Here is a 12,232-nt window from a genome sequence, read left to right on the forward strand (position 1 = left end):
GTGGAGGCCTTTCTTGGCACCCCGAATCCTGACTCTGGCCAATCAAAAAGGTGGCGTCGGCAAAACGACGACTGCTATCAATCTTGCGACCGCGCTTGCTGCTATTGGCGAACGTGTGCTGATTGTCGATCTCGATCCCCAAGGCAATGCCTCCACGGGTCTTGGCATTTCGCGCACGGATCGTGAAATCTCCGCTTATGACATCCTGGTAGGCGAAGCCACGGTGACGCAGGCGGCGATCATGACGAGCGTGCCCAATGTCGCCATTGTTCCGTCGACGATGGACCTTTTGGGCGTCGAGTTGACCATTGCGGGGCAGGGCGACCGCGCCTTTAAGCTCCGCGATGCTTTCAAACAGCTCGGCGATCTCCGGATCAACGATCAGGCGGTGAGCTATATTCTGATCGACTGCCCGCCGTCGCTCAATCTTCTTACGATCAATTCCTTGGTCGCCGCAGATGCTGTGCTTGTGCCGCTGCAGTGCGAATTTTTTGCACTCGAGGGTTTGAGCCAGCTTCTGCAGACGATCGAGCAGATCCGCTCTACCCTCAATCCACGCCTGTCGATCCAAGGCGTCGTGATGACGATGTTCGACAAGCGCAATAATCTCTCCGAACAGGTTCTCGCCGACGTGCGTAGCGAAATGGGCGAACTGGTCTATGACACGGTCATCCCGCGCAATGTGCGGCTGAGCGAGGCCCCGTCTTACGGAAAGCCGGCGCTGCTTTACGATCTCAAATGCGCGGGCAGCCAAGCCTATTTGCGCTTAGCCACCGAAGTAATTCGCCGGGAACGCCGGCTGGCAGCCGCCTAGGAGCCCATGATGACAGACAAACCCACTCGTCTTGGCCGTGGGCTCGCAGCGCTTATCGGCGATATGCATTCCATGGAACCTGCGCGGGTCACCGAAAGCGGGTCGAGCGGCAAGCGTTTGCCGGTTGACTTCATTATTGCCAATCGGGCAAATCCGCGACGCACCTTCGATCCGGGCCAGCTCGAAGAGCTGACTAATTCAATTCGTGAAAAAGGCGTGATGTCGCCTTTGCTGGTTCGCCCGACGGATGATCAGAATATTTTCGAGCTGATCGCCGGCGAGCGTCGCTGGCGCGCAGCGCAGAAGGCCGGGCTGCACGATGTGCCGGTAATCGTCCGCGAAGTGGATGACAAGGAAGCGCTCGAACTCGCCATTATCGAAAATGTCCAGCGCGCCGATCTCAATCCTCTCGAAGAGGCCATGGGTTATGGCCAGTTGATCGAGCAGTTCGACTATACGCAGCAGGATCTGGCGCAGGTGATCGGCAAAAGCCGATCGCATGTGGCCAATACCCTGCGCCTCCTCAAGCTGCCTGAGGATGTCCGTGGCATGGTATCCAGCGGTACGCTGACCGCCGGTCATGCGCGTACGCTCATCACCGTCGAGGATCCCTCAGGCTTGGCGCGTCAGATCGTCGATAAGGGCCTTTCGGTGCGCGAAGCTGAAGCCCTGAGCCAGCAGCGCGAGGCGCCTGTTCGCAAGGCGCCGATCGCTGAGCCGACGCGCGATGCTGATACTGTGGCGCTTGAACGTCGGCTTGCCGATGTCTTGGGGCTTTCCGTTTCGCTCAATCACTCCGAGCGCGGTGGGCGGGTCGAGATTCGCTACAAGACCTTGGAACAGCTCGATGCCCTTTGCCATAAGCTAACCGGGCAACATAATTAGTTCGCTAAGCGGATTTTGAGCTGAGTGGCCTCTGCTATGCAGAGGCCTTTTTGTTGTTCAGTGCTGCGCTGCCATCATGCAGAGGGCTAGGGTCGTCCGGTGAAGGATGGCAGTGGCCAGAGCAGGCTTCCTACGACTGTCGCTCGTCGCCTGCAGCAGCCGTTCGGATGCAAGGGCCAGAGCAGGGTCTGTCCAGAGCCGCAATTGCTGTTCGAGCTGGCCGATCCGCGAAAAGTGGGGCTTGGGTTTCACAGCTTCGAGCACGGCCCGCGGCGGTTTACCTGCATCGACGTCGACGCGCCAACGGCGCAGATTGGCAAAGTGGTTGGTCAGCATGGCGAGAAGCTGCTGCGGATTGACTGCGCTTGTCAGCGCCCGGTTGAGCGCCAATTCCAGCTTTTCGGCGTGGCCGCCGCCTGTTGCGTCCAAAATGGCATCGATCGCCAAGGCGCCATTGTCGGCGCACAGAGTCAGCACATCTTCGCGGGTCAGCGTTTTGGTTGTCGCAGCGAAAAAGGTCAGCTTTTCAAGTTCGCGGCGCGTAATTTCGCGATCATTGCCAAGGATTTCGCGCAGGGTGGGAATGACGTCGGAATCGATCCGGATACCGGCTTGGTTGAAATTCTCACGCATGAGATTGGTGAGCGTTTCATCGGTGTCGGGATAGCAGGGCAGGGCGCGGCCCATCTTGGCGGCCTCGACTAGCGCTCGGAGCGCATCGCGCGGGGCAAGATTACCACCTTCGAGAACGATCGCCGTCCCACCGGGATCGTCTCGCAGCTCGGTCAGGGGCATGACAAGGCTTTTGCTGGCGCTGCGCACGCGAAGGATGCGTTTTCCGCCAAAAAGCGAGCCGCTGCGCGCTTCGGTAATCAGCCGGCCGGGTTCGGCGTCCAGTTCTGGCCCATCAAAGGTAATGACATCGGCCGAAGCGATGTCGTTACCAGCAAGATAGCGGATCAGACGCTGGGCTGTTTCCCGCACAAGGCCGCCATCGGGGCCATAGGCGAGAAAAATGCCCTCCGTCAGGTCTGGCCGCGCAAGAAAACGCTGAACCTCATGTGCCTTAAGCGCCGTCATCAGCCCGCAAGCGCTGCCAAAATGGCAAGGCGCAGCGATTCGGCGGCGGCGCGGGCGGCGCGTTCCTGCGCCTCCTGATCGGCCTGCGTATCGGCAAGCACCTGGCCACTATGGGTCAGCTGCGCCTTGGCCGTACGGGTAATGCTGATCGGTTTGTCGCTGCCGCCGTCCCGGGCAGTAATCGTTGCCGTGGCGGTCACCGTGGCTTCATAGGGCGTGTTGGGATTGGTGGTCGCGCTGAGATAGGGCGCCGACACCGAACCCGAAACCGAGAGCGTCACGAGGGGCGCGGTCGGCGTCGTGGTTTCGCCGAGGCGAAGCGACAGTTCCTGATAGACCACCTGTTCGAGCCGCGTCGCTGGCTTGGCATAGGCGAGCTGGAGCTGGGGGTTCTCGGCCAGCCGGCCCGAATAGACCGGCTGGAACGAACAGGCGCCCAGGCCCGCGGAAACAAGGGCCAGGGGCATGATGAGGGCGAGGCGCTTCAGCTTAGACAACGACATTGACGATCCTGTCCGGCACCACGACGATTTTCTTCGGTGCCTTGTCTTCGAGAATGCGGACAATTTCGTCCATCGACAAGACCAGACGTTCGACTTCAGCTGCGGGCGTGCCCTTGGCGACGGTGATTTCGGCGCGGCGCTTGCCATTGACCTGGATCGGCATGGTGACCGTGTCGTCGACCAGCATAGCCTCGTCGACCTCTGGCCAGTTGGCGTCGGCAACGAGACCATACTTGCCGAGCGCTTCCCAGCAAGTTTCGGCCAGATGCGGCATCATCGGCGAGAGCAGCACGGTCAGCTTTTCTGCGCCTTCCATGATGGCTGCGCGGGTTTCTGGACCGATCTGACCTTGCAAGGTCTTGGTCAAAGCATTGGTCAGTTCATAGATCTGGGCGACAGCGCGGTTGAAGCGCAGGCCTTCGATATCCTTGCCAATGCCATCGACGCTGCGATGGATCACACGGCGGAGCGCCAACGCATCCTTGGCGTCAGTGGCTGTGGATTCAGCTGCACGTTGATCGAGTTCGATGGCCTCGTTGACCAAGCGCCAGACGCGCTGCTGGAAGCGGCTGGCGCCTTCGACGCCGGCCTCTGTCCATTGCACGTCGCGCTCTGGCGGGGAGTCCGAAAGCATGAACCAGCGGGCGGTATCAGCGCCATAGGTCGCGACGATTTCGTCGGGATCGACCACGTTCTTCTTGGATTTGCTCATCTTTTCGACAGAGCCGATGGTGACCGGTGCGCCGGTTTTCAGATCCCTGGCGGTACGTGTATCGCCCGTGGCTTCGATCAGAATTTCGGTCGGGTTCACCCATTCGCCGGTTTGCGACTTATAGGTCTCGTGGGTCACCATGCCTTGGGTAAAGAGGCCCTTGAATGGTTCGCTCAGGTCGACATGGCCCGTCGCCTTCATCGCGCGGGTGAAGAAGCGCGAATAGAGCAGGTGCAAAATCGCGTGCTCGACGCCGCCGATATATTGATCGACCGGCAACCAGCGATTGGCGACGGCGGGAACCGTCGGCGTATCGGCATGCGGGGCCGTGAAGCGGGCAAAATACCAGGACGAATCGACAAAGGTGTCCATGGTGTCGGTTTCACGCCACGCTGGACCGCCACACTGATGGCAGTGGACATGCTTCCAGGTCGGGTGATGGTCGAGGGCGTTGCCCGGCTTGTCGAACGTCACATCTTCGGGGAGTTTAACCGGCAAGTCTTTCTTGGGCACAGGAATCGTGCCGCAGACTTCGCAGTGGATCACCGGGATCGGGCAGCCCCAATAACGTTGGCGCGAAATGCCCCAATCGCGCAGACGATATTGCGTCTGGGCCGTGCCCCAGCCGTTTTCTTCGAACAGCGCCAAGGTTTTAGCCATGGCCTCTTCGTTGGTCAGGATAGCGCCGTCTTCACCAAACCAGCGGACGTATTTCACCTTCTCGGTCTTTTGCGGCACGAAAGCCTCGGTGCCGACCGGTGTGTCGCTATCGAGCGGCATGAAGACGTCGAGCACGGGCAGGTCATATTTGCGCGCGAAATCGAGGTCGCGCTGGTCATGCGCCGGGCAGCCAATGATGGCGCCGGTGCCGTAGTCCATCAAGACGAAATTGGCGATGTAGAGCGGCAGCTCCCAGCTCGGATCAGCCGGGTGCAAGACCTTGAGACCGGTATCGAAGCCGAGCTTTTCGGCGGTATCGATGGCTTCTTGGGCCGTGCCGATGCGATGGCAGGCTTCGATGAAGTCGACGATCGCCGGATTGCTTTCCGCTAGGTGCTTGGAGAGCGGATGATCCGCCGCAATGGCGGCAAAGGTCGGGCCGCGCATCGTATCGGCGCGGGTCGTGAAAACCGGCAGGGTTTCAAAACCCTGCGGCGCATCCTTCACCGTGAAATTGAAGCTCAGGCCCTGTGACTTGCCGATCCAGTTGCGCTGCATGGTACGCACTTTTTCAGGCCAATCGTTCAGCGTATCGAGCGCCTCGAGCAGGTCTTCGGCAAAGTCCGAGATTTTGAAGAACCACTGGGTCAGCTCGCGCTGTTCCACAGGGGCGCCAGAGCGCCAGCCCTTGCCGTCGATCACCTGTTCGTTGGCGAGCACGGTCATGTCCACCGGGTCCCAATTGACCTTGGAGGACTTTCGCGTGACGAGCCCGGCCTCGAGCATATCGATGAACATCGATTGCTGATGCTGATAATAGTCGGGCGAGCAGGTGGCAATTTCGCGCGTCCAGTCGATGGAGAGACCCATCGATTTGAGCTGCGCCTTCATCGCCTCGATATTCTGGTAAGTCCAGGAACCCGGATGGGTCTTGCGCTCGATGGCGGCATTTTCAGCCGGCAGGCCGAAGGCATCCCAGCCCATGGGGTGCAAGACGTTCTTGCCGCGGGCGCGATGATAGCGCGCGACGACATCGCCCATGGAATAGTTGCGCACATGGCCCATATGAATGCGCCCCGATGGATAGGGGAACATTTCAAGGACGTAATAGCACTCGCGCGGATCGTCATTGGCGGTGACGAAGCTTTTGGCGTCGTCCCAGATCTTTTGCCATTTCGGTTCGCTTTCGCGCGGATTGTAGCGTTCGCCGCTCACTGTGCTCGTCCTTGAAGATGCTTTGCCCTGGCGGCTCAAAGAGCTCGCCAGCTTGCGCTTTTCGGGGTTTTTGGCTACCGGACCATCACCAGAAATCCCCTCCAAGGTCAACAGAAACGGGGCCTTACCATGGCCGACAGCGCCATCAGCGCCAAATCTGCGCTCAACACTATCGTCACACGGATCGGAAAGGCGCGGGACCGTTTTGGCGCGCCGCCGGAAAAGGTCGAGCTGGTCGCAGTTTCGAAGACCTTTGATGCCGATGAAGTGCGGCCGTTTTTGCAAGAGGGGCAACGGGTTTTCGGCGAGAATCGCGTCCAAGAGGCCAAGGAAAAGTGGCCCTTGCTGCGCTCGGAATTCTCCGGGGTAACCCTCCACCTTATTGGCCCTCTACAAACCAATAAGGCGCGTGAAGCGGTCGAGCTATTCGATGTCATCGAAACCGTTGATCGCGACAAGCTTGCTGGGGTTTTGGCGCAGGAAATGCAGCGCGCCGGCAAGCGCCTACCGTGCTTCGTTCAGGTCAATATTGGTGGCGAAGACCAAAAGGCCGGGATCTCGATCGCGGAGACGATCGATTTCGTGAAACGCTGCCGGGAAGTCCATGGGCTCGAGATCGTCGGCCTCATGTGCATCCCGCCCGACGGTCAGCCCGCTGGCCCCTATTTCGCGCATCTCGCGATGTTGGCGCGGCAGTGCGAGGTGACCAATCTCTCCATGGGCATGAGTGGGGATTTTGAGATCGCCATCGCCATGGGCGCGACCCATGTCCGTGTTGGATCAGCGCTTTTTGGCCATAGACCCAAGGCCGCAACCGCCGATCACTTGGCGTAAACGGCTGCAACTTTTCCCCGCCATTTTTCGTTACTGGGAACTAAATAACGCTCATGTGATTGGCGAGCCCAGAACGGGTCGCATTGATGTGTTGGCGTCGGCCACAGCGAAAAGACCGGAGAATCCAATGAACAAGCGACGCATCCTTGTAGTGGACGACGACGCGGATCTGCGCGAAACGCTGGTCGATCAGCTCAAGGGCGAACCTGAATTCGACATCGTCGAAGCCGGGTCGGCGAACGATGCGCTAAAGGTGCTGCGCGAGAGCAATGTCGAGCTGACCATTCTCGATGTCGGCCTGCCCGATATGGATGGCCGCGATGCGGTCAAGCTCATGCGCCAGGAAGGGATCAAGAGCCCTGTCTTGATGCTCACCGGTCATGACACAGAAGCCGATGAGATCAAGGGCCTTGATTCCGGCGCCAATGATTACCTGACAAAACCCTTCCGCTTCCCGGTGCTGCTGGCTCGCATCAATGCGGCGCTGCGCCAGCATGACCAGAGCGAGGATGCCGTTTTCACGATCGGCCAATATAGCTTTCAGCCCGCGGCCAAGGTCTTGGAAACCAATGACGGGATCAAGGTTCGCCTGACCGACAAGGAAACCTCGATCCTCAAATATCTCTATCGGCAGGGCCCAAAAACCATCACCCGCGACATCCTTCTCAAGGAAGTATGGGGGTATAATAACCGCGTCACGACGCATACGCTCGAGACGCATATCTATCGCCTGCGCCAGAAGATCGAGCGCGACCCCTCCAATGCGCGCCTGCTGGTCACCGAAGATGGTGGGTATCGCCTGGTCCCTTGAGGCTAAACCGCGCCCGCCGAAGGCAGAATTTCACTTTCGGCAGGCGTGGCTTGGACAAGGGTGTTCATTCTCGGAGCGAACTACCCTATAGACAATGCGTTGACCCGCCGGATGTCGTTCGGCGGGTAGGGCGCATTTGGGTCGATGGCTGATGAGAATGGACGATGCGGCCGCCATACTCGCGCGGGCCGACTTCTTCAATATGTGCGACGATGAGCAACGGCGCATGCTGGGCTTCGCCAGCGATCGCCGGATGATGGATGCCGACAGTGTCATCTATACGGCGGGCGATGTGCCCGAGGGCGCTTTCGTTCTGATCGAAGGCACCGTCAAGGCGCGCAATGTCGGCGTCGAGGCGGGAAAGCCCTATGCGCTGTCCGAGCCGGGCAGCATCATTTCCCCCATGGCGCTTATTCTCGAAAAGCCTCGCCCCGTGACCATCACAGCCGTCACCGATTGCGAACTGCTTTTCGTGCCGCGCTCAGCCTTTTTGAAGCTCGTGCGGCAATATCCTGAGCTGGCTCAGAAAGCCGTGCAGCGCATCGAGCGGGAATTGACCGGCTATCTGACTGCGCTCGATCCGCTCAAGCGTAAGATGAAGGCTAAATAGGACGCGCGAAGCGAGCGATCACCGGCACGTGGTCCGATGGCTTGTCGGTCCAGCCGCGGGCAGGACGGATGATTTCCGCACCAATCGACTGTTCCGCGACATCGGCGGTGGTCCAGATATGGTCGAGGCGACGGCCCTTGTCGGCCGCATTCCAATCGGCGCTGCGATAGCTCCACCAGCTATAGAGTTTCTGGTCATAGGGAATGTGCTTGCGCACCACGTCCACCCAGCCATGCCCCCCCGTGAGGAGGCCATTGAGCGCTTCGGTCTCTATCGGCGTGTGGCTGACAATCTTGAGGAGCTGCTTGTGGCTCCAGACGTCGTTCTCATGCGGCGCAATGTTGAAATCGCCGGCGATCAACTGCCCGCGCTGGAACATCGGCTCGCCGAACCAAGTCTTCAGTTCGGCGAGGAACCCAAGCTTGTGCTTAAATTTCGGATTGATCTCGGGATCGGGCTCGTCGCCGCCAGCAGGAATATAAAAATTGTGCAGCGTGAACGGGCCATGGCCGATATCGACCAGCGCCGAGACATGGCGCGATTCCGGAATTTCGAAGAAAACCCGGCTCGAAATATCGGTCAGCGGAAATTTCGAGACAATGGCCACGCCGTGATAGCCCTTTTGCCCATGCACAGCCATGTGCGGGTAGCCATTCTCGATGAAGGCGTTGCGCGGAAACTGGTCATTCGTGCACTTGATCTCCTGCAACATCAGCACATCCGGCTGATACTGGCGGAGAAAATCGAGCACCATCTCGATGCGTAGCCGCACGGAGTTGATGTTCCAGGTGACGATAGAAAGGGTCATGGGCGTTCCGGACTTTTTTGCGACTTGGAGCCGAGGCTCTTTTAGGGCGGAGCCGGGGCGGGGGTAAAGCCGGAAATGGCCGGGCAGGGTCGTCTCCTGACGAGATATGTCAGCACCCAAAACAAAAAAGCCCGACCTTGCGGCCGGGCTTCAAAGCTTGACGCTAAAAAGCGCTTATTCGCTCTTGGCTTCGCCTTCAGCGGCGGCAGCCTGTTCAGCGGCCTTGGCGGCTGCTGCGGCTTCTGCATCCTTGGCAGCCTGTTCGGCGGCAAAGGCTTCAGCGGCTGCGACCTTTTCGGCTTCGCGGGCTTCGCGAGCGGCCTGAGCTGCAGTGCGTTCGCCAGCTTCGATCTTGCGGGTACGGGCGTTGGTCGATTCGAAAATACGAGCCGACTTACCGCGACGATCGCGCAGGTAGTAAAGCTTGGCGCGACGAACCTTACCGCGCTTGATCACTTCGACCGAAGCAATGTTGGGCGAGTAAAGCGGGAAGACGCGTTCCACACCTTCGCCGTACGAAATCTTGCGCACGGTGAAGCTCTCGGTGATGCCGCCGCCGGAGCGGGCGATCACGACGCCTTCATAGGCTTGGAGACGTTCCTTGTCGCCTTCGCGAATCTTGACCCACACCTTGACGGTATCGCCATGGGTGAATTCCGGGAGTTCGCGCTTGGACGCCTGCAGGGCTACCTGCTCGGCGTTGAGCTGTTCGATAATGCTGCTCATTTTTGATCCGTTCGATCTTTTCTAGGGGTGACTGGGTCACCCGGTCTTTGTTGTGACGGAGGTTAGTCTTTTTGGTCTTGGCGCACGCCGGGTCCGATACCCATGCGCGCGAATGGGCGGCTCATAGGGGAAAATGGCGAGAGAGTCTAGCCTTTATCCAATAGATCCGGGCGTCTCGACCGGGTCAGAGCGAGGGATTGCTCATGCCGCCACTTGGCAATTTTGCCATGGTCGCCTGAGGTGAGAACTGCCGGGATATCCACGCCTTCAAACGTCTGAGGCCGGGTATAATGCGGATATTCGAGCAAGCCGTTTTCAAAGCTTTCCTCGTCCCGGCTGTCGAGCGCGCCGAGAACACCGGGGATGAGACGCACGATGGCTTCGAGCAAAACCATGGCCGCGACTTCGCCACCGGCAAGAACATAGTCGCCTATGGAAATTTCCTGCAGGTTTCGCGAGTCGATGATCCGCTGATCGATGCCTTCGAAACGGCCGCAAACGATGACGGCACCGGGGCCGGTGGCCAATTCATGCGCCAGCGCCTGGGTCAGCGGTTTGCCGCGCGGCGACATGAGGATGCGGGGCCGCGGATCGCTTTCCGGGGCAATCGTGTCGATCGCCTTGGCCAAAATATCGGGCTTGAGCACCATGCCGGCGCCGCCGCCCGATGGCGTGTCGTCGACGGTGCGATGCCGGTCGGTCGCAAAGTCGCGCAGATTGGTCGCGCGCAGCGTCCAGAGCCCGTCGCCCATCCCACGACCCAGCACCGAGGCGCCGAGCGGGCCCGGAAAGAGATCGGGAAAGAGCGTGATGATATCGGCTGAAAACATCAGTCCGGTTGTTCCTCGCCCGGCTCGGCGTCGAGCGGTGGCGAAATGATGAGAAAGCCGGCCGCAATGTTGATCGTGGGCACGACCGCCTTAGTGAAGGGATAGAGAAACGTATCGCCCGATCGCGGATCGGTCACTTCGATCAGGTCGCCCGCACCATAATTGAGGAGCGCCGAAACCGCGCCGATGCTGACGCCACTCTCGAGGCGCGCATCGAGATCGATGAGGTCGGCATGGTAGAAATCATCCTCGTCATCCGGCTCGGGCAGGCGATCGCGGTCGATGAACAGCGACACGCCATTGAGCTTTTCGGCTTCAGTGCGATCCCTAACGCCTTTCAGCCGGGCGATCAGCACGGTCTTGCTGAGGCGCGCTGTTTCGATGGTAACTGTAAGGCCTGGCCGGTCGGTGTCGAGGGGGCCATAGCTCGCAATGGCTTCGGGATCGCCAGTGAAGGTCGCGATGCGCACTTCGCCCTTGATGCCATGGGCCGCGCCGATCTTGCCCATCAGAATGGTTTTTTCGCTGCCGGCCATGGCTGTCTCCACCTGTCTTTGCTGCTCCTTAGCAGGCTTGTTGTGCCGCGCAAGCTGTGGCGCGCATTCTGCGGAACCTTGCTCGCGATAACGGCTTTTTCCAGCAACGCACCGCTAGGAGAAGACAATGTCGCAAAAACTGACCGATCGCCAAGCCATTCGCGAATGGGCCGAAGCGCGTGGCGGCAATCCCGTCCTGATGGAAACGCCCGATGGCACCAGCAGCCGGACCATCCTGCAGCTCACCTTTGGTCAGGACGCGCTCAATGCCGAAGGCAATGAGGGCCCCGATCGTGTGGACGGCTTTGAGCTTGTGAGCTGGGATGATTGGTTTGCAGCCCTTGAAGAGAATAAATTGGCCATCGAAGTCTCTGATGACCCTGCCGGCGGCAATGAAGCTGAATTCATTTTTGTGCCACGCGACTGACGCTACTTTTCGGCCAACGTTTCACGTGAATCGTTGGCCGCAAGTTCTCACAAGCCACCCATCTTACACAGCAGCATCCACTCCTCAGCGCTGACCTTCGACACGGACAGCCGCGACAGCTTTACGAGTTCCAGTTCTGATAGCGCTTCAGTCGCCTTGATCTCGGCGAGGGTCACCGGCTTCGGAAAGGGTTTGACCGACTGAACATCGACGCATTCCCAGACGACTTCGCCCTTGGCGTTGAGCTCTCCCGTCGAATCAGGATGGGCCGGCGCCACGATCGTCATGATGCCGACGATCTCCTTGCCGATATTGGAATGGTAGAAAAAGGCCTCGTCGCCGACAGCCATGGCCTTCATATTGTTGCGTGCCGCATAATTGCGCACGCCATGCCATTCTTCGACTTCCCCCTTCGCCGTCTTGGCGACGAGATCATCGAAGGAAAAAACGTGCGGCTCGGACTTCATCAGCCAATAGGCCATGAGGTTTAGAACTCCACGCCGGTGGTGTTGATGGCAATGCGCCAGCGCTTGACTTCGTAGCTCTCGAAAACCCCGGCGGGCACGAAGGGGTCGGCTGCGGCCAGCGCCTCGGCTTCGGCAAGCGTTTCGGCTTCGAACACGACGATCGAGCCTTCCGGCTGCTCTTCAGCGTTGAGCAACGCGCCCGCAAAAACCAACTTCTTGCCCAACGAGTTGAGGTGTTCGAGGTGAACCGGACGAGTATCGAGGCGCTTCTGCAGCGCGCCGGGCGCGTCCTTGGCGATCATGGCGTAGAGCAT

General features: G+C 59.5%; 15 protein-coding genes. 6 read left to right on the plus strand and 9 right to left on the minus strand.

Annotated features, from left to right (window positions below; translation table 11 throughout):
* Positions 1–13: 13 nt before the first annotated feature.
* Positions 14–814, plus strand: a complete 801-nt coding sequence (locus ASE94_RS11780; RefSeq protein WP_062630565.1) for a ParA family protein — start codon at positions 14–16, stop codon at positions 812–814.
* A 9-nt stretch (positions 815–823) separates the two neighbouring features.
* On the plus strand, positions 824–1,699 hold the full coding sequence (locus ASE94_RS11785) for a ParB/RepB/Spo0J family partition protein (RefSeq protein WP_062630697.1): 876 nt from the start codon (positions 824–826) through the stop codon (positions 1,697–1,699).
* 57 nt (positions 1,700–1,756) lie between these two features.
* Here ASE94_RS11785 and holA read toward each other — a convergent pair whose 3' ends face one another.
* The 3 genes from holA to leuS are packed head-to-tail and all read right to left on the minus strand — an operon-like array spanning position 1,757 to position 5,869.
* Complete coding sequence (holA, locus tag ASE94_RS11790) at positions 1,757–2,779, minus strand: DNA polymerase III subunit delta (protein ID WP_062630566.1); 1,023 nt, start codon at positions 2,777–2,779, stop codon at positions 1,757–1,759.
* The gene (gene lptE, locus ASE94_RS11795; protein ID WP_062630567.1) at positions 2,779–3,282 is read right to left on the minus strand and encodes an LPS assembly lipoprotein LptE; all 504 of its coding nucleotides are present in this window, start codon (positions 3,280–3,282) and stop codon (positions 2,779–2,781) included. The genes holA and lptE overlap by 1 nt, the downstream gene beginning before the upstream one ends.
* Positions 3,269–5,869, minus strand: coding sequence for a leucine--tRNA ligase (gene leuS / locus ASE94_RS11800; protein ID WP_062630568.1), 2,601 nt, complete (start codon positions 5,867–5,869; stop codon positions 3,269–3,271). Before leuS ends, lptE begins: the two co-directional genes overlap by 14 nt.
* 129 nt (positions 5,870–5,998) lie before the next feature.
* Here leuS and ASE94_RS11805 point away from each other — a divergent pair, with 129 nt between their 5' ends.
* The 3 genes from ASE94_RS11805 to ASE94_RS11815 all read left to right on the plus strand — a co-directional run bounded on the left by ASE94_RS11805 (position 5,999) and on the right by ASE94_RS11815 (position 8,124).
* Positions 5,999–6,703: a YggS family pyridoxal phosphate-dependent enzyme gene (locus ASE94_RS11805; protein ID WP_062630569.1), complete on the plus strand. Its 705-nt coding sequence runs from the start codon at positions 5,999–6,001 to the stop codon at positions 6,701–6,703.
* Between the two features lie 127 nt (positions 6,704–6,830).
* Entirely contained in the window at positions 6,831–7,514 is a 684-nt protein-coding gene (locus tag ASE94_RS11810) for a response regulator transcription factor (protein WP_061908465.1), read from the plus strand.
* A 157-nt stretch (positions 7,515–7,671) separates the two neighbouring features.
* Complete coding sequence (locus ASE94_RS11815) at positions 7,672–8,124, plus strand: cyclic nucleotide-binding domain-containing protein (protein WP_062630570.1); 453 nt, start codon at positions 7,672–7,674, stop codon at positions 8,122–8,124.
* Here the strand turns inward: ASE94_RS11815 and ASE94_RS11820 are convergent.
* From ASE94_RS11820 to rimM, 4 genes are all read right to left on the minus strand, one after another.
* Positions 8,117–8,932: an exodeoxyribonuclease III gene (locus ASE94_RS11820; protein ID WP_061908463.1), complete on the minus strand. Its 816-nt coding sequence runs from the start codon at positions 8,930–8,932 to the stop codon at positions 8,117–8,119. The two genes, ASE94_RS11815 and ASE94_RS11820, sit on opposite strands and share 8 nt — an antisense overlap.
* Positions 8,933–9,106: 174 nt before the next feature.
* Positions 9,107–9,658 carry a 50S ribosomal protein L19 gene (gene rplS, locus ASE94_RS11825; RefSeq protein WP_061908462.1) on the minus strand — a complete coding sequence of 184 codons (552 nt, stop codon included), beginning with the start codon at positions 9,656–9,658 and terminating at the stop codon, positions 9,107–9,109.
* 146 nt (positions 9,659–9,804) lie between these two features.
* Entirely contained in the window at positions 9,805–10,491 is a 687-nt protein-coding gene (gene trmD, locus ASE94_RS11830) for a tRNA (guanosine(37)-N1)-methyltransferase TrmD (protein WP_062630571.1), read from the minus strand.
* Positions 10,488–11,024 (minus strand): ribosome maturation factor RimM, encoded by a 537-nt coding sequence (gene rimM / locus ASE94_RS11835; protein WP_061908460.1) that lies wholly within the window; start codon positions 11,022–11,024, stop codon positions 10,488–10,490. Before rimM ends, trmD begins: the two co-directional genes overlap by 4 nt.
* A gap of 127 nt (positions 11,025–11,151) precedes the next feature.
* Here rimM and ASE94_RS11840 point away from each other — a divergent pair, with 127 nt between their 5' ends.
* Complete coding sequence (locus ASE94_RS11840; RefSeq protein WP_062630572.1) at positions 11,152–11,451, plus strand: hypothetical protein; 300 nt, start codon at positions 11,152–11,154, stop codon at positions 11,449–11,451.
* A gap of 47 nt (positions 11,452–11,498) precedes the next feature.
* Here ASE94_RS11840 and ASE94_RS11845 read toward each other — a convergent pair whose 3' ends face one another.
* Both ASE94_RS11845 and ASE94_RS11850 read right to left on the minus strand, forming a co-directional pair.
* A complete protein-coding gene (locus tag ASE94_RS11845) occupies positions 11,499–11,933 on the minus strand; it encodes an EVE domain-containing protein (RefSeq protein ID WP_061908458.1) in 435 nt (144 codons plus the stop codon).
* A 5-nt stretch (positions 11,934–11,938) separates the two neighbouring features.
* Positions 11,939–12,232 carry a YciI family protein gene (locus tag ASE94_RS11850; RefSeq protein WP_062630573.1) on the minus strand — a complete coding sequence of 98 codons (294 nt, stop codon included), beginning with the start codon at positions 12,230–12,232 and terminating at the stop codon, positions 11,939–11,941.

It is taken from the genome of Devosia sp. Leaf64 (assembly GCF_001421945.1).
Lineage (GTDB): Bacteria > Pseudomonadota > Alphaproteobacteria > Rhizobiales > Devosiaceae > Devosia.